15 protein-coding genes and 3 pseudogenes are annotated in these 22,344 nt (G+C 61.0%); 12 read left to right on the top strand and 6 right to left on the bottom strand.

Features of this window, described 5'->3' with window-relative positions; all coding sequences use genetic code 11:
• Positions 1-14: 14 nt before the first annotated feature.
• Positions 15-767, top strand: coding sequence for a GGDEF domain-containing protein (locus AC1DXM_RS30410; RefSeq protein ID WP_477239046.1), 753 nt, complete (start codon positions 15-17; stop codon positions 765-767).
• Between the two features lie 135 nt (positions 768-902).
• On the opposite strand, the gene AC1DXM_RS30405 is transcribed toward AC1DXM_RS30410, so the two are convergent.
• Positions 903-1,793 carry a LysR family transcriptional regulator gene (locus tag AC1DXM_RS30405; protein WP_477239044.1) on the bottom strand — a complete coding sequence of 297 codons (891 nt, stop codon included), beginning with the start codon at positions 1,791-1,793 and terminating at the stop codon, positions 903-905.
• A 292-nt stretch (positions 1,794-2,085) separates the two neighbouring features.
• On the opposite strand from AC1DXM_RS30405, the gene AC1DXM_RS30400 reads away from it, so the two are divergent.
• The 6 genes and pseudogenes from AC1DXM_RS30400 to AC1DXM_RS30375 all read left to right on the top strand — a co-directional run.
• Positions 2,086-2,820, top strand: a complete 735-nt coding sequence (locus AC1DXM_RS30400; RefSeq protein ID WP_477239058.1) for an SDR family NAD(P)-dependent oxidoreductase — start codon at positions 2,086-2,088, stop codon at positions 2,818-2,820.
• Between the two features lie 68 nt (positions 2,821-2,888).
• The gene (locus AC1DXM_RS30395; RefSeq protein ID WP_477239041.1) at positions 2,889-3,641 is read left to right on the top strand and encodes an SDR family NAD(P)-dependent oxidoreductase; all 753 of its coding nucleotides are present in this window, start codon (positions 2,889-2,891) and stop codon (positions 3,639-3,641) included.
• Between the two features lie 91 nt (positions 3,642-3,732).
• Complete coding sequence (locus tag AC1DXM_RS30390) at positions 3,733-4,332, top strand: NADPH-dependent F420 reductase (protein ID WP_477239039.1); 600 nt, start codon at positions 3,733-3,735, stop codon at positions 4,330-4,332.
• 84 nt (positions 4,333-4,416) lie between these two features.
• A complete protein-coding gene (locus tag AC1DXM_RS30385; protein ID WP_477239037.1) occupies positions 4,417-4,830 on the top strand; it encodes a nuclear transport factor 2 family protein in 414 nt (137 codons plus the stop codon).
• A gap of 106 nt (positions 4,831-4,936) precedes the next feature.
• Positions 4,937-5,569 (top strand): class I SAM-dependent methyltransferase, encoded by a 633-nt coding sequence (locus AC1DXM_RS30380; protein WP_477239035.1) that lies wholly within the window; start codon positions 4,937-4,939, stop codon positions 5,567-5,569.
• A 168-nt stretch (positions 5,570-5,737) separates the two neighbouring features.
• Positions 5,738-5,837, top strand: a pseudogene (locus tag AC1DXM_RS30375) (NADP oxidoreductase coenzyme); the annotation flags it as partial.
• Positions 5,838-5,914: 77 nt separating this feature from the next.
• On the opposite strand, the gene AC1DXM_RS30370 reads toward AC1DXM_RS30375, so the two are convergent.
• On the bottom strand, positions 5,915-6,283 hold the full coding sequence (locus AC1DXM_RS30370; protein WP_477239033.1) for a FadR/GntR family transcriptional regulator: 369 nt from the start codon (positions 6,281-6,283) through the stop codon (positions 5,915-5,917).
• Here AC1DXM_RS30370 and AC1DXM_RS30365 point away from each other — a divergent pair.
• Positions 6,273-6,593 (top strand): annotated as a pseudogene (locus AC1DXM_RS30365) (ketopantoate reductase C-terminal domain-containing protein); the annotation flags it as partial. The gene AC1DXM_RS30370 and the pseudogene AC1DXM_RS30365 sit on opposite strands and share 11 nt — an antisense overlap.
• Positions 6,594-6,702: 109 nt before the next feature.
• Here the strand turns inward: AC1DXM_RS30365 and AC1DXM_RS30360 are convergent.
• From AC1DXM_RS30360 to AC1DXM_RS30345, 4 genes are all read right to left on the bottom strand, one after another.
• A complete protein-coding gene (locus tag AC1DXM_RS30360; protein ID WP_477239031.1) occupies positions 6,703-7,503 on the bottom strand; it encodes a hypothetical protein in 801 nt (266 codons plus the stop codon).
• Between the two features lie 368 nt (positions 7,504-7,871).
• A complete protein-coding gene (locus AC1DXM_RS30355; protein WP_477239029.1) occupies positions 7,872-8,720 on the bottom strand; it encodes a hypothetical protein in 849 nt (282 codons plus the stop codon).
• 69 nt (positions 8,721-8,789) lie between these two features.
• A complete protein-coding gene (locus tag AC1DXM_RS30350; RefSeq protein ID WP_477239027.1) occupies positions 8,790-10,574 on the bottom strand; it encodes an FkbM family methyltransferase in 1,785 nt (594 codons plus the stop codon).
• Between the two features lie 27 nt (positions 10,575-10,601).
• Positions 10,602-14,360 (bottom strand): glycosyltransferase, encoded by a 3,759-nt coding sequence (locus AC1DXM_RS30345; protein WP_477239025.1) that lies wholly within the window; start codon positions 14,358-14,360, stop codon positions 10,602-10,604.
• A 1,144-nt stretch (positions 14,361-15,504) separates the two neighbouring features.
• On the opposite strand from AC1DXM_RS30345, the gene AC1DXM_RS30340 reads away from it, so the two are divergent.
• From AC1DXM_RS30340 to AC1DXM_RS30325, 4 genes and pseudogenes are all read left to right on the top strand, one after another.
• Positions 15,505-15,819 (top strand): hypothetical protein, encoded by a 315-nt coding sequence (locus AC1DXM_RS30340; protein WP_192250669.1) that lies wholly within the window; start codon positions 15,505-15,507, stop codon positions 15,817-15,819.
• Between the two features lie 92 nt (positions 15,820-15,911).
• Positions 15,912-16,361: pseudogene (locus tag AC1DXM_RS30335) on the top strand (DUF4347 domain-containing protein); the annotation flags it as partial.
• Between the two features lie 3,120 nt (positions 16,362-19,481).
• Complete coding sequence (locus AC1DXM_RS30330) at positions 19,482-19,661, top strand: hypothetical protein (RefSeq protein ID WP_352558756.1); 180 nt, start codon at positions 19,482-19,484, stop codon at positions 19,659-19,661.
• Between the two features lie 356 nt (positions 19,662-20,017).
• On the top strand, positions 20,018-22,321 hold the full coding sequence (locus tag AC1DXM_RS30325) for a peptidase domain-containing ABC transporter (RefSeq protein ID WP_477239023.1): 2,304 nt from the start codon (positions 20,018-20,020) through the stop codon (positions 22,319-22,321).
• The last annotated feature ends 23 nt before the right edge of the window (positions 22,322-22,344 follow it).

Here is a 22,344-nt window from a genome sequence, read left to right as displayed (position 1 = left end):
CGGGAGATTGACTAATGATGACACCGATGGCGAATAGATCGCCCCAGCAATGGAAAAACGTCGCATGGCTTACCGCCTTGGGATCGGCGGGAATTTTGCTGCTTTCAGTTGGCCTCAACTATCTGCTTCTGTTCTCGGAAGCATTGACGCCGTTCGGCCGCAGCATGGCCACAGCGATCCTGTTGCCGGTCATTATAGGTGGCCCGCTTTTCCTGTTCATTGGCTTGCAGCGGATCGAGCTCAGCCATTATCGAAGAGAACTCAACAAGTCGGCGACCTTTGACAGCCTGACAGGCTGCCTCAACCGCACAGTCTTCACGTCGATGGTCGAAAGGAGAACAGCCAGGCAGGAATCGTCCGGTCCAAGATCCGGCGCCTTCCTGGTCGTTCATCCCGAACACATCAGATCCATCAATCTGCGCTTCGGACTGGGCTGGGGTGACGAAGCCTTGCGGCTCATAGCCGCGACCATCCAGTCATCGGTGCGCAAGGAAGATCTGGTGGGCCGCATCGGAACCTCCATGTTCGGGGTCTTTCTGCCCGGTGCGACGGAAGACGACGCCAAGGAAATCGGCGAGCGTATCCGGGCGCGCGTGGCGCAAGCCTATTTCGCGCCGAAAGGAACCGAGGATACCCTGACCATCAGCGTCGGCGGCGTGGTGTTTGAAAACGAACTGGAATTCGAAGAGATGTTCCGGTCGGCGGAATCGCTGCTATCCGGTGTCGAGCACAAGCCTGGATTTCAATTGTCGCACCTGCGCCACTAACTCTGAAGCGCCGCCTATATCCGGTCGACAATCTGCAGGGCGGTCCAACCGCCCAGGGCCTTGGCCAGCACGTTTGCCTCATCCGTACTGCCGTTCAATTCGCGATAGAGCCGGTCCGAGAAGAACCCGTTCTCGTCAGTCGCGCGATACGGACAGTCCCGTGAGAAGCGGCGCGTACGCGGCGAGCCTGCGGGATACGAACTCGGTGAAGAGCCGCACGCGCTTCGTCTTGCGCGTCTCACCCTGTGTGAGAAGCCAAACCGTTCCGTACATGTGCAGGTCGGTATCCGGCACCCTCACCAACAAGGGGTCGGCATCTCCGACGAAGCACGGCAGTGTCGTCATCCCGACCCCTTGCCGTACGGCAGCGATCTGCGCCTCGCCGTCCGTGGTCCTGAACGGAACCCCCGTGGTGCGAACCTCGCGGGCCCAATCCGGGATTCCATGATTGCTTATGACGATCCACCGGATGGGATCAGGCGCGCCCGCACTCCGCGCTGTTGGTCGATCCCGGGACATGTAGACGCCTCCAAACAGCTCCGGTCCCTTCAGGCCGTGAAGATTGAGCGGCAGGGTTTTGCGGTCGTAGACGACGCGAATCGCGACGTCGGCCTCTCGGTTGGTCAGATTTGCCAGCTCGCCGGACGACAAGATTTCCATCTCGATATCCGGATGGAGACGCGCGAAATCGGCGAAGTCCGGCATGAGCAGGTGTGTCGCGAGGGTCGGTGCCAACGTCACGCGCAGAAGCCCGCGCACGCTCTGGTCGCGACCGAAGACGCGTGTCTCCAGCTGGTGCGACGACGCTTCCATCTGGTTCGCGAGCTCGAGGACCTCCTCGCCCGCAGCCGTCAGGCGATAGCCCGAGGGCAGCTTTTCGAACATCTGCGCCCCGAGGCGTTCCTCGAGCTGGGCGATGCGTCGCAGCACGGTTGAATGATTCACCCCGAGATGCGCCGCGGCAGCCCGCACCGAGCCTCCGCGTGCGACGGCAAGAAAGTAACGAACGTCATCCCAGTCGATCATGGTGCAATCCCGCACCGTCCGGTGCGCCTTCCAAAGCCCGCGTCCAACACATCGAACAGTATATCGTATGTGGGTGGCGCGGGGCGGCTATCATAGCCCATGCCGACAAGCGCGGCCCAATTCCGAACGGCGGAACCTTATCGTCGCGGCTGCCGTTGATAGCCATACCGGATCGATTTCGCACCACTGATGTGCGCGTTTCCGCACTCAAACGCGGACCCCGACGGACCCATTTTGAAGGTCGCGGGGCGTTCCCGAATGACCAAGGCGGAAGCCTGGAAGGATGCACGACATGACCAGACTGAATGGAAAGACCGCCGTGATCACCGGCGGCGCTACCGGCATCGGCCGCGCCGCGGCAAAGCGCTTCGTCGAGGAGGGCGCCTTCGTCTTCATCTTCGGCCGCCGGCAGGAAGCGCTCGACGCCGCTGTGGCTGAACTCGGGCCCAATGCCCGCGCGGTGAAAGGCTCGGTCTCGGATGAGGCCGACCTCGACCGACTCTACGCGGCGGTGAAGGCCGAGCGCGGAAGCCTCGATATCGTCTTCGCCAATGCCGGGGCCGGAGGCCCGCTGCCGCTCGGCCAGATCACCGCCGAGCACATTGACGAAACCTTCGAGACCAATGTGAAGGGCACGATCTTCACGGTCCAGAAGGCGTTGCCGTTGATGGGCCCGGGCGGTTCGATCATCCTGACCGGATCGAGCGCCGGCACCACGGGCGCCCCGGGGTTCACCGCCTACAGCGCGAGCAAGGCGGCAGTGCGCAATCTTGCGCGGACCTGGGCGGAGGACCTGAAGGGCACCGGCATCCGGGTCAACGTGCTGTCGCCCGGAGCGACGGCGACCGAACTCGCGAAGGAGGCGCTGGGCGAGGAAGGCCAGAAGGCCTACGGCGCGATGACTCCGCTCCAGCGCATGGCCGATCCGTCGGAGATCGGGGCCGTGGCCGCCTTTCTCGCATCGTCGGACAGCAGCTTCATGACCGCCAGCGAAGTCGCCGTCGACGGCGGCCTGGCACAACTCTGACCCCGATGCGGGACCACGCTTCTCACGCTTTACGAAAAACCAAAACACACGACCAAAGGTCAAAGATTATGAAAAAACTCGAAGGTAAGGTTGCAGTCATCACAGGCGGAAGCAGCGGGATTGGCTTGGCGACGGCCAAGCGCTTTGTAGAAGAAGGTGCACACGTCGTAATCACTGGGCGACGAGAGAAAGAGCTGAAGGAGGCCGCAGCCTTCATCAAGAGTAATATTACGACGGTCGCGGGCGACGTGTCTCGCTTGGAAGATCTGGACCGGCTCTATGCCATCGTGAAAGAGAAACATGGTCACATCGACGTTCTCTTCGCGAACGCTGGCGCGGGGACAATCGCACCGCTCGCAGTAGCTACCGAGGTCCATTTCGATCAGACCTTCGACGTGAACGTGAAGGGGCTGTTCTTCACGGTGCAGAAGGCCCTTCCCCTCTTCAAAGACGGCGGATCGATTATTCTGAATTCTTCGGTTTCGAACGTGTTGGGGTTGCCGGGGTTCAGTACATACGCCGCGAGTAAGGCGGCAGTGCGCAACTTCTCGCGCGCTTGGACTCTGGAGCTGAAAGACCGCAAAATCCGAGTGAATACGATGAGCCCCGGAGCAATCGAGACCCCCGCGTTGGAGACAACAACGGGCCTTACCCCTGAGCAAGCCGAGCAAGCGGTCGCCCAGTTTGCTTCACAGATCCCAATGGGTCGCAGGGGCAAACCAGAGGAAATCGCGGCTGCTGTCACGTTCCTCGCCTCCGATGATAGTTCTTACATCACCGGTGTGGATCTCGCTGTTGATGGCGGCATGGCGCAGGTCTGACCCCGCGCGGTCCCGTGGCTGGCCCTTCAGCCCCGCCAGTAGTGACCCCAGTTCTCAAACGCTAGTTCCGACACATAATAGGAGAAACACTATGAGCTACGCACTTATCGGCTTCGGCAAGATCGGTCACGCTCTCGCCAAGGCATTCGCCCGCAAGGGCATCGAAGTGTCCGTGGCAACCACGCGTGACACGGAAAGCTTTGCATCCGACGCGGCCGCGATCGGACCCACGATCATCCCCAAAACACTGGCGGAAGCGGTCAAGGCGGACATCATCCTTTTGGCTGTCCGTTTCGAGTCGCACCCAGAGGTCGCGAAGGCGCTCGCCAGCTGGCAGGGGAAGACCATCGTCGATGTGACCAACGCCTACGGCGTGCCTCCTGAAAAACTGGGGGGACAGCCTTCTTCCAAGTTCGTTGCACAGGCATTCTCTGGTGCAAAGCTGGTCAAGGGCTTCAACCATCTGGTCGCTGCCGTCCTTGACCAGGATCCGGCCGTGCATGGTGGCAGGAGGGTCGTATTCCTGGCGAGCGACGATGACGACGCCGCGGCGGAGATTGGTGTGCTTGCGGAAAAGCTCGGTTTCGCGCCGATCAAACTTGGCGGGCTTTCGGAAGGCGGATTGCTGGTCCAGGCGCGCGGAAATAGCTGGGGTCAACTGATCTTCAAGGACCTGGTCAAGTTCGACTGATGAACACGACGTGCCCACCAGCAGAGCTGCGATGCACGGATCGGATCGACCACGATGCGATCCGTGCGAAATGGAGAAATTCCCATGAGCATTGAGAAGAACGTCCAGACGGTGAAGGACTTCTTCGCCGCAATCGGCCGCGGCGACAGGGAGGCTCTGCTGGCGCTGGCCGCCGAAGACATCGAGTGGATCATTCCGGGCGAGGACTGGCCGTTGGCCGGAACGCGCCACGGCCACGCCGGGCTGGCGGATTTGCTTGAGACGGCATCCAAGTCGATAGAAACGTCCACGGAACCCCGGGAGTTCGTGGCGCAAGGAGACCGGGTCCTCGTGCTCGGCTTCGCGAGGGGAAGGATCAAAGCCACGAACAAGACGTTCGAGGACGACTGGATCTTCGCCATCACGGTCCGGGACGGTAGACTGACCAACATCCGTGAATACGTCGACACGCAAGCACTGGCGCGGGCCGCGCAGATGGACGCGTCCGGGCCGCCGTAGCGCTGGCCACGTGCGGCCATCGGTTCGGGGTAGACGGTGGATCAGCCGTGGATTGCCCCCTCGCACGCCGCAGCCAGTCGAATGCCCAACCCTAAAGGAGATTCCGATGTACGAACAATCCAAACTATCCGAATTGATCCGGTTCGCACGTGTCGATGCGGGCTCCACTGTCATTGACGTCTACCCAGGCGACGGCGATTGGACGCGCCTGTTCTCCGACGTCGTGGGCCCCGAGGGTCGGGTCTACAGCTTCGTGCCGGCCGAGGTCGCCGACTTCAAGAACGACCCTGTTGGCCGCATGCGGACACTCGCGAAGGAACCGGGCCGAGAGAACGTCGAAGCCGTCTCGGCGGACCTCGTGGCGATGCCGGAGGTCACGCAGCCAGCAGATGTGCTGTGGCTGCACCTGTTTTACCACGATCTTCACACTGCCCTAATGCAGAAGAAGGGTGCGACGGCGGCCGACTTCAATCGAGCTGTCTACAAGCGGCTGAAGCCCGGTGGGTCCTACCTCATCGTCGACCACGCCGCCGCCGCTGGGTCGGGCACGAGCGACACCCAGGCGCTGCATCGGATCGACCCTGCCTCTGTTCGCGAGGAGGTGGAGGCGGCCGGCTTCGTACTGGATGCGAAAAGCACAATGCTAGCGAACAACGACGATCTGCACTCGATCAAGGTGTTCGATCCCTCGATCAAGGGCCAGACCGATCGCTTCGCCTATCGGTTCGTGAAGCCCTGACAAGTCCCGGCGCCGACTTCATGTCGACCTCCCCAATGGGGTGCAAACAAGCCCATCGAAGACATCGAGGCAACCTGCTTGCCGCCACGAAGTCGGCTTGGCATGAGCTCGTCTGGTGGACCCACGCGACAATGGCAGCGAAGGCCGCTGAAGCTTTGTTTTGGAGTTCCCCCCGAAGAGCTGAACGGCCTCCCCTCCTCCAGCCTTCGTTGCGAAGTCGTTCACCGGCGCCAAGTTCGTCAAAGGCTTCAATCACCTGATTGCGGCCACCCCTGGCTGCCGAAACATCAGGCCTCTTCAATGGTGTGCCAAAGGGCAATATCGCTGCCTGCGCTGCGGTCCCGCTCACGACGCCCTGGCCAGGAAATTCCGATAGTCGGACTTCGCCTGCAACAGGCGCAGCACATTGTCGCGCGATCCCCGCACATGGGCACGCGCCAGCGTGCCGGCGCGCTTAGCGTCGCCGGCACAGATGGCGTCGACGATTTCGGCATGCTCGTCGCGCGCGATCTTCCATTCGTCCAGCCAGAGCAACTCCGTCCAGACATAGTGCTGGCACTTGTCGAGGATGCCGCACAGCATGCCGTGCAGCATGACGTTGCCGCTGATCTCGGCAATCACGCGATGCAGGTCGATGCCGACCTCGAGCTCCTGGAATTTTTCCCCGGTGGTGCGATCCGGAATGGCGGCCAGCCGCTCGCATTCGGCCAGCATGGCGATCGTTGCCGACGAGAGTACCCGCATGCTTGCCCGCACCATGATGCTGGAGGCGCAGGCGATCGGCGAAAGCCTCGGCGTGCGCTTTCCCATAGGGGTTGACCGGCGCATCAAGGGCGCCGGCGATGTCGGCGAGCATAAGACCTCGATGCTGCAGGATCTCGAGCGCGGCCGGTCGATGGAGATCGATGCGCTGGTGATGGCAGTCCAGGAACTTGGCCGGTTAACGGACAAGCCGACCCCGACGATAGATGCCGTGCTGGCGTTGCTGCGGCGGCTGGCGGTGGAGCGCGGGTGTTACGGGTGAGGAGGCGCGGATGAGCCCGAAGGATCGGACAAGGCCGTTGATTTTATTGACCCTTTAGTGGACCAGAATTGCGAACGCTCCCGCATTGTTCCGTACGGGCCCGTAGCCGTCACGTGATGCGCAACAGTTCGCGCAGCCGGACCGGCAGTCGCGGCGAGGCTTGAAGCTCCGCACAACTCGCCTCCCATAGCTTCAGATACCCTGCGATCGGTACACCTGTGCGGCCGGGCCAACGGTTGAGTGCGCCCAGCGCCTCGACGCAGTCGGGCGCCGCCTCGTACTCAGTCAGGATGGTCCGGGACATTGCTTGAGCAAACGGATTGAGACCGGGTATTTCGATCTCGCTGCGATGGTCGCCGAACCAGGCGGCGGCGTCGCGGCTCAGCCCCTGGCTGTCGGCGAGCGCGGCGTAGCCCCTGATGATACTCTCACGATACTCGGCAATGGCATCGCCGAAGGCGTTGTCGCCGGCAAATGGCGGATTCTCCTTCCAGCTTGTCGCCAGGCGCCCCAGGCCACGCAGCGAGAAGGCCTCCACCATCGCTTCCTCGAGCCATTGGCAGGGCGGTGCAGGCTTGGCGTCGGCCTGCCAGCTGTTTGCCGCGACATGGCCGAGTTCGTGGCCGAACTGATAGGCGAGTTTCGACCAGTCCCGTTCACCGATGTCCACAATAATCCACGCCATGGTGCTGCCGTCCGGATGTAGCCACACGGCCGGCGAGCCGGACGCGTGCCTGTCGACGCGAAGCCGCGTCGGCTGGCGATCGGAGACCAGCCGGACGCCATCCAGACAGGCGTGCCGCATGATCTCGACGACCTGATCGGCTGAGCGTGGGACCATGTGGCCCCAATCGCCGGCGAGTTCGATCGGGGCGGTAAGGAGGGAGGAAGGAGTGGCAAAGGGTGGCATGGACACCGCGTAGCTTGTTCCCGCTCTTGCCGGCCGTGTCAACGCCACCGGGAAGCTGCTTACCGATGCGCTTGCAAGCAATGTAAAGAAATCTCGTCGCCGCACTTGAATTCCCAACGTCTGAGGCCCGAATTTAAATAAGATCTAGGACAGCAAAGGTTCGGCACGCACAGTGCATATCAAACGGGTTTGGATTCAGCTTGGACCATGTTTTTGGAGTCTGCGCGCTTCAACCAGGCCTTCGCGATCATTGCTTGCGCTACAGCCTGGTCGCATTGCTGAACTCTATGCTCGTCGTTTGAAATCTCAAGATTCTTCCCGGCCGCGGAGGTCGGAAGACAACTTCCCTATTCCTCTTCGGCACCCACTCAACTCAAAAGCCTCAGGTAATCCAGATAGGCCTTCATTCGAGTGGGCTTGTCTTCGTTTCTTGCCCAATTGAAATGGACCAGCCCTCGTCGGTCGCTTGAGAAGGCCTCAGCGGATCCCAAAAAACGACAGGTGCCGCGCAACGTTTTATATTCTCCCAACCCCGTTTTCACCAAAACATAATTGAGAAATGGTTGGTCGCCAAACCACTTAGCTAGCGACTCGTTAGGAGGAGAATTGTATAGATCAAATACAAGTCCACCAATTGTACTAAACATGTAATAGTCTGGAAACCCTATGACTCCGGAATTCGCCAACGGAAAGACTTTATCATGACAGCTGAAGTCAGATCGAATGATTTCCAACCCCCACCAGTTTCCAATTCTCCGGCTATCAACGATGTCTACGACCTTCTGGGACGACATCTCGGGGTATGTTTCGTCTTCCGTCACCACGCAGGCGCCAGACGCTCGCCAGATTTTATGCAACATCGAATAAATATCCAAATCGAATACTATGTCATTATCGAAATATACTATCGGAGAAAAGTCATTCATAGAAAAATCGCCATTAATGTAACGTTGGGAGTAATTTCTATGATTTATAGCCGCCAGAGAGACCTGGTTGAAAGCCTCCTCGGGAATGTATCTCTCCACCTCCGATCCAATTCGATCCGTAAAAATTAGAATCTTTCCTTTGTATTTCCCGTACAAAATTAAAGACCTAATAAATATTAGCAAGCATTCATAGTAAATATCGCTGCCGTAGACGACAGTATATATCAACGGTAGGGGTGCCGGTGCTGCTTCAGCTAACTTACCAGATTCGTCTACAATATATCTTGCCATGATCGGAAAGACTCTCATCCATCAAAAAAGGCTATTGCGCCGTATGCCAGAGAGATGGCAATATTTTAATCAATTTTGCCGCCTATTCGCTATCATCTCGTTGAGAAGTCCGAACTCGTCTTCGCTCATTATTTGATGTGAAATAGCAAAGATATTGTTTTCCCAATCCTGCATCGGCAGCCAATGGTAACCGGCCTTACCCAGTAAAGTTTTGGTGATATCTAACTCATCTTCTGAAATATGCTTTCCTTCAAATATGACGAGACTCGGATGAATTTTTTGAAACGGAAAGCTTCTAACTATTGTAGCGTCGTACCCCTCTGCATCTACCATAAGAAAATTTACGTCATCGACCTCGAGTTCATCGATTATTCCGGAGATCGTTCTCGCCTCGATGGCAATTTCATTGATCATGCCTTCCAGGCCAGGAATCAGATCGCGGTGTGTCAATATAGTACTCTTATCAAATGACGATAAGCCGTAGTACCAAGGGGTCGGTGGATTTTCCATTTTCTTTACTTCATAGAAAGGAATCTTTTTCCGATCTTCTGTGGGGTGAATTGCAAGATTTAGAAGTTGCAGGTTTGGTCGTCCGGCGTAGCGCTGTTTCAATTCGTCGAAGATAAACGGGACCGGTTCGATAAGAATCGCGCTCCACTTAAATTTAACTATGGCGTCGTACAGAAGACTGCCGTTGTTGGCCCCGATCTGCAGCAGTTTAACCGGTTTACGGCTGATGCGAGAAAATAGCTGGTCGCGGATGAGAGCCTTTATCGGTTCGGATTGCATCTCGTCTCGGCGACGATGAAAGAAATCTAGATTACTTGTAAGCCGCTGATTGCCCGGTTCGAGCTCGCGCGCCTTCTGCCCCCACTCCACAGCTCGGTCCATGGCGTTAAGGCGCCACGCTGCGATCGCACCGAGATCGTACAGTCGAAAGCCCCAGCAGTTTGTATCGTCCAGATAGCTGCCGGTGCGTCGCGTCTTCTCGATGCCGTTGGTGCAAGCCCAGAAGAGATCCAGCCAGTCCGCCCTACCGTGGAATTCTTCGGCAAGGTCGAGCCAGATTTCACGGCGGTGCGGCGCTTCCATCCGGGCCTTGTCCAGCCAGGGCAATCTCTGCTCCGGCCGCATGCGCGCGATGTAGCGCATAGCTTCGGATCTTTCTTCCGCCCACTTGCTTGTCGGCAATTCAAGGTAGCGCTCAAGCAACGGAATGGCCCGCTCTGGTTGGTTGGCCCACATCAAGTCCCGCCCGAGCCAGAAGCAGATCTGCGCGTCGTCGGGGTCTTCCTTGTGCGCCACCTCCATCAGCGGCAGGTAGCTGCTCCTCGTTGGCTTGGCGAGATCCTGCACCTCGAACATGACGATGTCGCTGCTGTTCGCGGTTACTTCCGTTTCTCCGGTGAAGACCAAGGCTTCGTGGACAGGCCGCCTGAAGCGATATCCCCAGCGGTGGTGAAAATTCTTCGCCGGCCAGCTTCGCAGCGGCGTGGGGTCATCGACACTTGATCTGTACACCGTCTGACAAAAGAGGGCTGTGGTCTCGGGCTGCCAAGCCGCCTCAAGCTTTGCTCGCCAGCCGGGTTCGAGAAACCGGTCCATGTCCATTGTGCAGCACACATCGACGTCGGGCGGGATCAAGGCCATGGCAGCATTACGCGCGTCGTCGAAACGCCATGGGCGGACCGCTATCCTGTGTACGGTAACGCCGGCAGCGGTCAGCCGTTCCACAGTGTCATCCGTGCTGCCGGTATCGACCACAATGCGATAGTCGGCATCGACGGCCGAATTGGCCCAGCGCTCCGCGTTTGCGGCCTCGTTCAGCGCGATGGTGTAGACAGCGACCTTCAAACCCAACCCTCCTTTACGCGCGCTGGCTTAAGACCGCGTCCGGCGGACATGCCCGGCGCGACCCTTGCGGATAGCAACCAGGCCACCCAGCAGCTTCGCCCGGTTCAACTCATAATGACTGTCAAAGAACAGGATCTCGGCGAATTGATCGGCAAGCGCGCTCACACCCAGCGGATCGACCGAACGCGAGCTGCCGTGCTGCTGGATCTCGCGCAGCAGGGTCTTGGTCAGCGTGATCTTGCCAAGGTCCTCACCTGGTGGCTGCCAGTCGAGGTCTTCGAGGAAATACCAACCGCCCTCGGCGAGCAGCGGGAAGAACTCGCGCAGTGTCAACTGCTCGTCGAACGAGGCGTGGCTGCCGTCGTCGACGATTACGTCGAGCGATTCCGGTTCGAGCTTTGCAGCGACGCGGCGCAGATCGTCCAGCTTGGATTGGTCCCCGACAAACGACTTGAACCGTTCATTGTTGAGCTGCGAAAAATCCGTCAGGTCGAGCCCGATAACCTGGCAGAATGGAAAATAGCTCTGCCACAGCGAGACGGATGGAGTCTCGGTCTGATTGCCCTCGGCCAAGCCACGGCACAGGCCGATCTCCATCAACCGCCGCATCGACAAGCGCCTGGGCGACAACAACCGATCATAAACCCTGGCATAGGCGTGTCGGTTACCGGTGTGCCTGTTCTTGTCAGTGTTAAAGCGGTCGGCGAGGTTTGTGAGACTTGGAAAGCTGTCGAGCGGATTGATCAGCTGCGAAATTAGCGGCGCGCCCTCGCCGCCCGGACGGGCCTCATTGCGTGCCGTCCACAGGTGGATGCCGAACACCCGCTCGTCGTTCAGATAGTCAGCCAACTCCGCAGTCGGTTTCTCGAACCGGTCGATCTCCGTCCAGTCAATCGGGTTGAAGAACATCGGGCTGAACACGCATTCCCGCAGCGCGGCTCCTGGGTCGGAGGCAATATAGTCGGACAGGAGCTTGGGGCCGATATCGCCGAACTCCCTGCCGCTGGCATCATGGAAGCGCGAGATCGACATCTCGTACAGCGCCCTGAGGTGGCCGCTGTAGGGTTTGGCGTAGATGACGTTGCCACAAATGAAGTGGCCCTTGTGCGATCCGCGCCATTGCAAATTGAAGAAATGATCGCCGCGGAAGGGGAAGGGCCGTAGCAGGATGACGTCGGAATCCATCCAAAGCCCGCCATGCTCGTAAAGCACCGCATAACGGAAAATGTCACTGAAATACCTGATCTCCGAGCCCGCTACGATCCGCTCGAAAAAAGCACGCGGCATGACGTCGTCGGCGTTGCGGACTTCGATCCCGTGCGGAACGAGGAACGCGAGCTTCTCGGGTGCGTAGCTCCACACCCGCACCGGATGGCCTGCTGCCCGCATCGAGGTCGTGGCGGCAATGAGGGTACGATGCTCGGCCTTGTCCGACATCACCTGGTAGAAGCAGTGGATCTGCGGAAGCGCTGTGCTGTCGCTGTCAAGAAAGGGAGAAATCCGCGCGTCGAACTGGCGAGATCGTTCCCGTCGTTGCAGCGGAGAATCGACGTCGCGCAGAAACGGCGCCAGCTCATGAAAGATCTCATCGGTCGACTTCATGCCGCCGGCGCCGAGGTTCTTGCGTTCCGAGGGCGCCAGGCTTGCATCACCCACGGCTCCGTCGTCGGCGCGGTAAGGATTGATCCCTGTTTCCATCAGCGGAGAGCCATGCACGGAGGCTAGCGTCAACCCAGACGGCGTATCTGCCTTACCCGATGGCAGGCTCTCCACATCCTCCAGGAGCGACCTCACCTCCGCCTCTTCGACGGTTGCGATCCAGGACTCACTGCCGGCGACGCTGTAGGAAATCACCAAACGCTTTTCGTCCGGGTGCCACGCCAGCCCGGCGGCGAATTCAACGCCCTTTTTATCGAAGAAGAACGGACGGCTTACCTTTCGCAAGATGTTTGCTTCGTCGAACCAGACGAACCGGTGCAGGTAATAATGTCGCTTCTCCGCGGTCCGCCACTGTACTTCATGGATCAGGGCGAGCCACCCGCCGGCAAATTTGATCAGCTGGGTTCCGCCCCTGAATCGTTGTGCGGCAATCGCGGGAGCGGTCTCGCTGACAGTGGCACCCCGCTCGTCGACGATCCGGGTGGGATCGCATAGGCAGATGAACTGCAGCGTGTCTGCCGCTCCTTCCACCATGCCGAGCTTGACTTGCGGCATCCAGTTCTTTTCGTGCCCTCGCGGTCCGGCCGGATGCAGCACGCGCCAGTCAGCCAGCCGGCAGGCGCCACTCTCGTCGATGCGCGCGACGACCTGCTCGCACCAACCCTCCTGTGTCAGCCCGCGCACGCACGAGACGCCCCACAGCGCATCCCGCCAGGCAAACAGGCGCATGTCCTCAAATCCGAGAACCCGCCCATTAGCGGGCTCCGGCATGTCAACCGGCGGCAAAATCTCGCTTGCGGACTGGATGGCGAGTTTATCGCTCAGTCGAAGTAGAAAGTTGCGCGTGTGAACCGGTCGCCCGTCAGGCGTGTCAGACAGGAGGTCGTCGTCGGCCAAGGTGTAGTTCACCGTTTGCTGCAAGAGCACGATGTGCTCGCCCAATCGAGCCACTGATGGGTTTGACGGCCGATAGCCATCGGGCGCCGTGAAGCCGACCGGACGTGCGTTGAAGGACGGCATCACTGTCTTGGCCGGCTGGACATAGAAGAACAGGTTGGACCACGCCAGTTCCCTGGGGCCGTCGCCGATGGTCCGGTTCAACGCCAGCCAGTTGCACGCCGCGAAACCGCGGTCCTTGCGCACGGGATCGCGCGCGTAGTTTGCCGCAATGGAAAATTCTTCCAGCAGGCCTGTCGTGTAGATGTGGTCCTCGATGAACAGAATGTCGTGCTCCGGTCGCCTGATCGCCAGCCCCGCTTCGGAAAACAGTACGCTGGCGGCGTTCATCCCCTTCTCGCGGTAGAACCGGGCCAGGTCATAGAGCGGCTCGGCACGATGCGGCCGTTGATTGAAGGCGGCGAGCGCCTGCTGAATAAAGCCAGGCTCGTCGCCAAGTTTGCGCAGACAGCGCGCCTCTTGCAATCGGGCGTTCCACGCCTCCTCGTCCCAGCCGCCCATGGCGGCGCGTTTGGCGTAGGCCACCGCTGCCTCCGCCGTCCGCCCGGCATCGCGATAAGATTGCGCCAGGTAAAACCAGTAGCGCTGGTTTTCCGGATCCTTATCAAGTGCCTCCAGCAAAAGCCTGGCATCGCGTTCGAATTTGTCGACGCGATTCGATCCGCTGGCGTGGTCCCTGTACCAAGCGCTGCGCAGTTCCTGCACGCCACCGGGCACGTCGAGATATTCGTGGGTCACGCCGTGGTAGCGAGCGCCGGCGTCGCGCTTGACCAGCCGCGTGTTCCAATAAGCCAGGCCGGAATCCGACCGCTGCAGCAGCCGGTAGCCCGAACCGTCGAGGTGCTCGCGGAAGCCAGCATCCTCGACCACCAGTTCCATGTCGGCGTCGTCAAACAACAGATAGTCGTAAGCGAGTGGGGAGGCATAGGCATGATCGAGCGCCGCGTTGCGCGCCTGCTCAAAATTATGGAATGGGAATTCGTGCAGTTCGCCCGGCAGGTTGCGGGCAGCGAAGAACGATTTGACGAAATCCTGGGTCCCGTCGGTCGAGCCGGTGTCGCCGATGACCCAGCAGTCGATGTGGTCGACAACCGCCCCAAGACAGCGTGGAAGGTTCGCCATCTCGTTTTTGACGATCATGTTGAGACAGAGGCGCTTGCCGCTTGTCATGTGCTGACTGTTGGCTCCCCGCAGGACTGCGCGCCGAGGCGGTCACATTTGTGCCAGGGTGTCATTTGGGACAGCGATCCGCTCCGATGCGGACGTGTCCGAGCTTCATGCGCCATGTGCATTGCCCCCTGCCCCGGCCATTTGCATGACCTCTGTTGCAAAGTATCGCTCATCCCTTCCTTTGCAAACGCGACCTCAGCGCCATCCATTGTTAGCCAGCACTTCCCATCGCAGCAAGGGCCTCGCGGTCGCCTTGGACGAAGGGGCGAATAAACCTTCCAATCGGGCCAATGGCTCACGCAAAAGCTCCGCCGCGATATCAAGGGTTCGCCGCTAACGAAGGTGGAGCATCTTTAAGCCCCGGATTTTTCGATGCATTTGGCCGCATGCGCACCATCTCGATGTTTGCCAAGGTACTTAGCCGTGGTTGCGCAATTAACAAATCGTAAACAGGTTATTTACAAGTTGCTAATTTTATAATTTACTAATGCCTTATATATAGGAGGGTTTCCGCGGACCGGGCAGTAGGCCTGTCGGTCCGCGCGGTCTGCGAAGCCAGGAGAGTATCTGGAGCAAGTCACTTCGTGCGTGAGGGCGCAGTGAGTGTTTGGTGGCGTGCAAAGAAAACGTCGTACTGCCTTGAACTCAAGGCCAGCGTTTTCCCAACCTGATGTTCCCCAGCAAGTAGTCGATTCCCTCGCAAGTTGACACGCGTGGTGGGAGTTGGCTGTGGTTGGTGTGATACCAAGTGCGAAACGATGCGCCCGCGACGCAGGTTTCCGCTTCGCTCAACCCCTCAACTATCCGCACCTTCTCGCCAGCAAGGATTGCCCCGCGATTGACGGGTATTCCTCGGCGCCCTGTGGACCGCCGCACGCCTGCGAACTCCACACCCTCAGTGAAGACAAGTGGGACGCCGCTCGATCGAGCGGCACCAAGATGCCGTCAAGCCTTGCGCGTGCGGCTCGTCGAAATGCGCGTCGCCGGTTGGTTCACGGAGCTGCAGGCTGCTCAATGCGCGCGGCTCGAGTGCCGATAGAAGCTGCGACCGGTCTCAGCGAGCGCGGGCTCTCGGCAGCGATAGAAACCTAGACACGAAACAAGACACACAGCGGCACAGTCGCCGCCGACCAAGGAGGACATGATGAGCTTCATAGCGGGGTTTGCGGTCATGGAAGTTGCCGTTAGAGGCGTCTTGCCCATCGGCGACACGACCGAAAATGTGCCTTATTTTATCCTGGACACGGCCAAGAGCGCCATCGTCGGTCAGGTCATTCTTCCCAAGGCCGCCAAGCGAAGCCTCGCCGTCGCTGTCACCGTCAAGGTTCCGGCCGCAGCCGGCTCATTTGCGATTGGCACGTTTGACGATGGCGGGAATTTCCAGGCCTGCAGCTTCCTCCGCGTAGAGAGCCCCGCTTTCGAACGTCCCGACGGCGCCGTCGGGCCGTCCGGACGATGACCTCTCCCAAGTCCCCTTGTCCCAACCGCTCGCCGGCAAAGCCGGTGGGCGGTTTCCCCTTGAATTGAATTCGAAGCCAACAGGAGCCAGTCATGGCCCGTGCCTCTGAAATTCTTTTTGTCGATCCTTCAGTCTCCGACCTTCAGACAGTTCTCGGCAATGTGCGACCCGACGTCCGGGCTGTCGTGCTGGATGGCCGACGGCCGGCGGCGCAGCAGATCGCCGCCGTGCTCGCAGGGCACGAAGGGCTCGACGCGGTGCACATCATCGCGCACGGCGCGCCTGGCCGGGTCAGCTTCACTGCAGGAGAATGGTCGGCTGCCACACTGAAGGGAGGCGCTGAGGACTTCGCCGACATCGGCAGGGCGCTCGCCGCGGACGGCGAACTGCGGCTGTGGAGCTGCGAGACGGCATCGGGGAATGTCGGCGAGGCCTTCATTGTAGCGCTGGAAGAGGCCATCGGCGCGGACGTCCGCGCATCGAGGTCGCTGGTTGGCGCAGCGGCCCTGGGTGGCGCTTGGGAACTGTCCGCTGGCGGGAGCGGGACGACGCCCCGGCCACCGCTGACCTCAGATGGCGTGGCAAGTTACACCGGAATACTTGTAGCAGGCGATCTGACACTCACGGGCACGATCACCGGACCTGGCAATAGCAGCAATGTCAACACGTATTATCTGGTAGATACATCACTCAATCCTGACACAGTAGTTGGTAGCTTCCAACTTCCATCTGCAACCAACGGACTGGTCTTCGCGTTTGCTGTAACTATAACAATACCTGAAACTACCCACAATTATACCATTTACAACGCCAACTTCGGCGTAATGGGTACACTTGCACCTGGTGCCGGTAATACTTATGTTTTCACGGAAGGTGCTGCCAATCCCACGAACAACAACGACTTCAATGGGGGCAGTTACAACATCACGAGTCAGGTAGGCCCGACAGGCCCCACGGGCGCGACCGGAGCCACGGGTGCGACTGGCGCCACGGGTGCGACCGGAGCAGGTGCGACGGGTGCGACGGGAGCCACAGGCGCGACGGGCGCCACCGGTGCTGGTGCGACCGGCGCTACAGGCGCTACGGGTGCTTCAGGTGGGACCGGCGCGACCGGCGCTACGGGTGCTTCAGGCGGGACCGGTGCGACCGGCGCTACGGGTGCTTCAGGCGGGACCGGTGCGACCGGCGCTACGGGTGCTTCAGGCGGGACCGGTGCGACCGGCGCCACTGGCTCGACCGGAGCGACTGGCGACACGGGTGCCACCGGTTCGACCGGAGCAACGGGTGATACAGGCGCGACTGGTTCGACTGGCTCGACCGGAGCGACCGGCGATACGGGTGCGACCGGTGCCACAGGCGCAACCGGCGACACTGGGGCCACTGGCGATACCGGTGCCACTGGTGCAACCGGCGACACCGGAGCAACTGGTGATACCGGCGCAACAGGCGCTACTGGCGATACCGGAGCAACGGGCGCTACTGGCGATACCGGCGCCACAGGTGCGACCGGCGATACCGGCGCCACGGGCGCGACCGGCGATACCGGCGCCACAGGTGCGACCGGCGATACCGGCGCCACGGGCGCGACCGGCGATACCGGAGCAACGGGCGCTACTGGCGATACCGGCGCCACGGGCGCGACCGGCGATACCGGAGCAACGGGCGCTACTGGCGATACCGGCGCGACTGGTGCAACTGGTGATACCGGAGCAACGGGCGCTACTGGCGATACCGGAGCAACAGGCGCCACTGGTGATACCGGCGCGACTGGTGCAACTGGCGACACCGGAGCAACGGGCGCTACGGGTGATACCGGAGCCACAGGTGCAACTGGTGATACCGGAGCCACAGGTGCGACCGGCGATACCGGCGCCACGGGCGCGACCGGCGATACCGGAGCAACGGGCGCGACTGGTGATACCGGTGCCACAGGTGCGACCGGCGATACCGGCGCGACTGGTGCAACTGGCGACACCGGAGCAACGGGCGCKACTGGYGATACCGGWGCCACRGGTGCGACCGGCGATACCGGCGCGACTGGTGCAACTGGCGACACCGGAGCAACTGGTGATACGGGTGCGACGGGCGCGACTGGTGATACCGGAGCAACGGGCGCTACTGGCGATACCGGAGCCACGGGTGCGACCGGCGATACCGGCGCGACTGGTGCAACTGGCGACACCGGAGCCACGGGCGATACCGGAGCAACTGGTGCGACTGGCGATACCGGGGCAACGGGCGCGACTGGCGATACCGGGGCCACGGGTGCGACCGGCGATACCGGCGCGACTGGTGCAACTGGCGACACCGGAGCAACTGGTGATACCGGTGCGACGGGCGCTACTGGCGATACCGGAGCAACGGGCGCGACTGGTGATACCGGAGCCACAGGTGCGACCGGCGATACCGGCGCGACTGGTGCAACTGGCGACACCGGAGCAACTGGTGATACCGGTGCGACGGGCGCGACTGGTGAGACCGGAGCCACAGGTGCGACCGGCGATACCGGCGCGACTGGTGCAACTGGCGACACCGGAGCAACTGGTGATACCGGTGCCACGGGCGCGACTGGTGATACCGGAGCAACGGGCGCTACTGGTGATACCGGAGCGACGGGCGCGACTGGCGATACCGGAGCGACGGGCGCGACTGGTGATACCGGAGCAACCGGAGCCACGGGTGATACCGGAGCAACCGGAGCCACGGGTGATACCGGGGCAACCGGAGCCACGGGTGATACCGGGGCAACCGGAGCCACGGGTGATACCGGGGCAACCGGAGCCACGGGTGATACCGGGGCAACCGGAGCCACGGGTGATACCGGGGCAACCGGAGCCACGGGTGATACCGGAGCAACCGGAGCCACGGGTGATACCGGAGCAACCGGAGCCACGGGTGATACCGGAGCAACGGGCGCTACTGGCGATACCGGGGCAACCGGAGCCACGGGTGATACCGGAGCAACGGGCGCTACTGGCGATACCGGGGCAACCGGAGCCACGGGTGATACCGGAGCAACCGGAGCCACGGGTGATACCGGAGCAACCGGAGCCACGGGTGATACCGGAGCAACGGGCGCTACTGGTGATACCGGAGCAACCGGAGCCACGGGTGATACCGGAGCAACGGGCGCTACGGGTGATACCGGGGCAACCGGAGCCACGGGTGATACCGGAGCAACGGGCGCCACGGGTGATACCGGAGCAACCGGAGCCACGGGTGATACCGGAGCAACGGGCGCTACTGGTGATACCGGAGCAACCGGAGCCACGGGTGATACCGGAGCAACCGGAGCCACGGGTGATACCGGGGCAACTGGTGCGACTGGCGCTACTGGTTCGACAGGTGCGACGGGCTCGACCGGCGCCACGGGCTCGGCTGGTGCGACAGGTGCGACCGGAGCGACCGGCCCGGGCGGTGAGACTGGTGATCACCACCATGGCAATAACGGCTTTGGCAATGGAGATCAGGATGCACCTGGTAATTCCGGGAACAATAACAATGCCGAAAACGGCCCTGGTCACAACCACGCCAAGGTCACATCCGACTCGCTCGGGCTGAAGGACTCTACGCAATTCCTGCAGTCCGGCTCGACTGACGGCAACAGCGGTTCCGGCGGCAATACCTCGTTCGGCCACCTGATCAGCCTGGCGGCGACTTCGGTGACGACGGACCTGCTGAATGTCCTCAAGACGATCAGCGGATTCGGCAACAACCAGAACAAGCCGTCCGGGGCGAGCACGGATCTCACCTCGGATCAGACCAAGCCTGGCGCCGGCTACGCCAGCAACGACCACACGGTCAAGACGTCCCTGAAGGATCTCTTGAAGCCGCATGAGTGAGTAGGCAATGGAGCTGGACAGGGACTGGTCCAGATTGAGAACAGGCGCGCGGGCTTCGCTGGAAAGCGGGGCCCGCGCGCTGATTATTCTAGATTGTTGGCTCGCAAAGCATCATCCCGCAGCGCCTGGCTTGCGAACTACGGTCAGCTACCATGACCAGAGACCATCGATGAAACGTACGTGCGGACTTCGCGGGAGAGCGGAATTCTCACGTTCACCACCTCCAGACACGGATCGGCATGAGAGTCGCGCGGCGGATCGGTTCGGAGTACAGTGCTGCGTTACCGGAAACCTCGGCGGAAACGCCTCGGCCCGGCGTTTTCGAATCCTCGCCCTGCGTACCGGATGAGAAGTCCATGGTAAACGTGCCCGTAAACGCCGAAAACCAGCCGGTCTCGATCCGTGCAAGCTCCGAAGTCGACGATGCAGCGCGCCAGGCCGGCGTGCACAACGCTGCCCAGCGGCCTCCCGGCGGTCCTGCCGAGCGCAACCAGATCGCGCCACGCCTCAAGGCAGTACTGCAGGCTGCTCGTTATCATGGCGTCGAACTCGACCCCAACGAATTCAGGACAGCGAGTTCGGTTCCGACCGCTACCGATCTCTCCGAATGGGCGCAGAACGCCGGCATGTGGGCGCGTGCCCTGCGCATCCGCTGGTCGCACCTCTTGCGCTTCCAGGATACCGGTCCGGTCGTGCTCTTGTTCAGCGATGGCGGCGCGGCCCTCCTGACCGGAGCGAGTGCGGAGCGCAATGTCGTCTTCCTCAAAAGTGCCGACGCGCCAGACGACGGTGAGGCCACCGCCATCGATGAGCTTCGGCTGTCGCGGGTGTGGACGGGCGAGGCGGTTCTGCTGCGCGCGACACGGTCGCACGTGGCGGCGGATGCGCCTTTCACCCTTCACTGGCTCACCCAACTGGTGCGCCTAGAAAGCCAGCCCCTGCGCGACATAGCCATTGCCTCGTTCACGCTGAGCATCCTGACCATCCTGCCGCCACTCATCGTGATGACGTTGGTCAACAAGGTGCTGCAGTTCAACAGCATCTCGACTTTGCTGCTCTTGTCTGCGGTGATTGCCGTGGTGTTCGCCTATGAGACACTTCTCGGCCATGCGCGGCGACTGATCATCAACGTCGTCGGCGCCCGCCTGGACACCAAGTTGCAGTTGCACGTCTTTAGCCGGCTCTTGCGCCTGCCGCTCGATTATTTCGAGCGGCATCCGGCCGGCGAGACGATGTATCATCTGGCCCAAGTCTATCGTATTCGAGAGTTCCTGACCGGAAAACTCCTCAGCACGTTCCTGGATCTAATCACACTGTGCGTGCTGGTACCGGTCATGTTCTACATCAACACCACGCTCGCCTGGGTCGTAATGGCTTGCGCGGCCGTGATCATGCTGATCATCCTTGCCTTTCTCAAACCGCTGCGCCGCAGATACCAGCGAGTGGTCGAAGCCGAGACTTGGAAGTCGGCAGCGCTTGGCGAGACTGTTGTCGGCATCAAGACAGTGAAGGCGCTCGGCCTCGAGCCGCAGCGCAAGGCGCTCTGGGACGAGCGGGTGGCGGAAGCCGGAAAGGCTCGCCTCGCCTTCGGGCAGCTTGCAAGCTGGCCGCAGACGTTGGTCACGCCGATCGAACGCGTCATGGTGCTCGGCACCATGCTGGTCGGCGCCTATCTCGCGTTGAACGACCGCTCGGGTTACCTGGTTGGCAGCCTGTTCGCCTTCATGATGATCTCCCAGCGCGTAGCGCAGCCGCTGGTCGGCCTGGCGCGACTGGTTGAAGACTACGAAGAGGTCGGTGCAGCTATCGGCGAGGCGGCCTCGGTTCTCAACCGGCCGCTGGAGAGCAGTTCGAATTCCACCGGCCTGAGACCCAGGCTCGTGGGCGAGGTCACTTTCAGCGACCTGACCTTCAGCTACATCGCTACGAAGACACCGGCGCTTGACCGGGTCAGCTTCCACATTCCCGCCGGCAGCATGTTTGGCATTGTGGGGCGCAGCGGGTCGGGAAAGTCAACGATCGCGCGCCTCCTGCAGGGAATCAACCGCGACTACAGCGGTTTCCTCAAGCTCGATGGCGTAGACCTCAAGGAGATCAACCTACGCCATCTCCGCCAAGGGCTCGGCGTGGTCCTGCAGGACAACTTTCTCTTTCGCGGATCGATCCGCGATAACATCATCGCCGGGCGGCCAGGCCTGACGCTTTCCGATGCCATGCGTGCCGCACACCTCGCCGGCGCCCAGGAATTCATCGAGCGCATGCCCAATGGCTATGACACCTATATCGAGGAAGGTTCGCCCAATTTGTCAGGTGGTCAAAAGCAGCGGCTGGCGATCGCACGCGCCCTCATCCACGATCCGACCATTCTCATCCTCGACGAAGCGACCAGCGCGCTCGATCCGGAGAGCGAGGCAGTGGTAAGCGCCAATCTCATGCGCATCGCCAGCGGGCGCACGATGATCATCGTTTCGCACCGGCTGTCCTCACTGACAGAATGCGACAACATCCTGGTTATGGATCAGGGTAAGGTCCTTGACGTCGCGCCGCATGCGACACTGCTCGAGCGATGCGCGCTTTATCGCCAGCTGTGGTCGCAGCAAAACCGGCACCTCGACGGCCGTCATGGCCGCCCGGTCGCCATCCCACCGCGGTTGGTTTGACGATGCCACAATTCATACGCCGC

This window comes from Mesorhizobium sp. P3_A2, from assembly GCF_056403115.1.
This window is presented reverse-complemented; position numbering and strand designations above follow the sequence as displayed.

What these genes read in the sequence shown, in the direction of transcription:
- AC1DXM_RS30410 (WP_477239046.1), top strand. Translation starts at nt 15, where the DNA reads ATGATGACACCGATGGCGAATAGATCGCCCCAGCAATGGAAAAACGTC.
- AC1DXM_RS30405 (WP_477239044.1), bottom strand. Translation starts at nt 1,793, where the DNA reads ATGATCGACTGGGATGACGTTCGTTACTTTCTTGCCGTCGCACGCGGA.
- AC1DXM_RS30400 (WP_477239058.1), top strand. Translation starts at nt 2,086, where the DNA reads ATGACCAGACTGAATGGAAAGACCGCCGTGATCACCGGCGGCGCTACC.
- AC1DXM_RS30395 (WP_477239041.1), top strand. Translation starts at nt 2,889, where the DNA reads ATGAAAAAACTCGAAGGTAAGGTTGCAGTCATCACAGGCGGAAGCAGC.
- AC1DXM_RS30390 (WP_477239039.1), top strand. Translation starts at nt 3,733, where the DNA reads ATGAGCTACGCACTTATCGGCTTCGGCAAGATCGGTCACGCTCTCGCC.
- AC1DXM_RS30385 (WP_477239037.1), top strand. Translation starts at nt 4,417, where the DNA reads ATGAGCATTGAGAAGAACGTCCAGACGGTGAAGGACTTCTTCGCCGCA.
- AC1DXM_RS30380 (WP_477239035.1), top strand. Translation starts at nt 4,937, where the DNA reads ATGTACGAACAATCCAAACTATCCGAATTGATCCGGTTCGCACGTGTC.
- AC1DXM_RS30370 (WP_477239033.1), bottom strand. Translation starts at nt 6,283, where the DNA reads ATGCTGGCCGAATGCGAGCGGCTGGCCGCCATTCCGGATCGCACCACC.
- AC1DXM_RS30360 (WP_477239031.1), bottom strand. Translation starts at nt 7,503, where the DNA reads ATGCCACCCTTTGCCACTCCTTCCTCCCTCCTTACCGCCCCGATCGAA.
- AC1DXM_RS30355 (WP_477239029.1), bottom strand. Translation starts at nt 8,720, where the DNA reads ATGGCAAGATATATTGTAGACGAATCTGGTAAGTTAGCTGAAGCAGCA.
- AC1DXM_RS30345 (WP_477239025.1), bottom strand. Translation starts at nt 14,360, where the DNA reads ATGACAAGCGGCAAGCGCCTCTGTCTCAACATGATCGTCAAAAACGAG.
- AC1DXM_RS30340 (WP_192250669.1), top strand. Translation starts at nt 15,505, where the DNA reads ATGAGCTTCATAGCGGGGTTTGCGGTCATGGAAGTTGCCGTTAGAGGC.
- AC1DXM_RS30325 (WP_477239023.1), top strand. Translation starts at nt 20,018, where the DNA reads ATGGTAAACGTGCCCGTAAACGCCGAAAACCAGCCGGTCTCGATCCGT.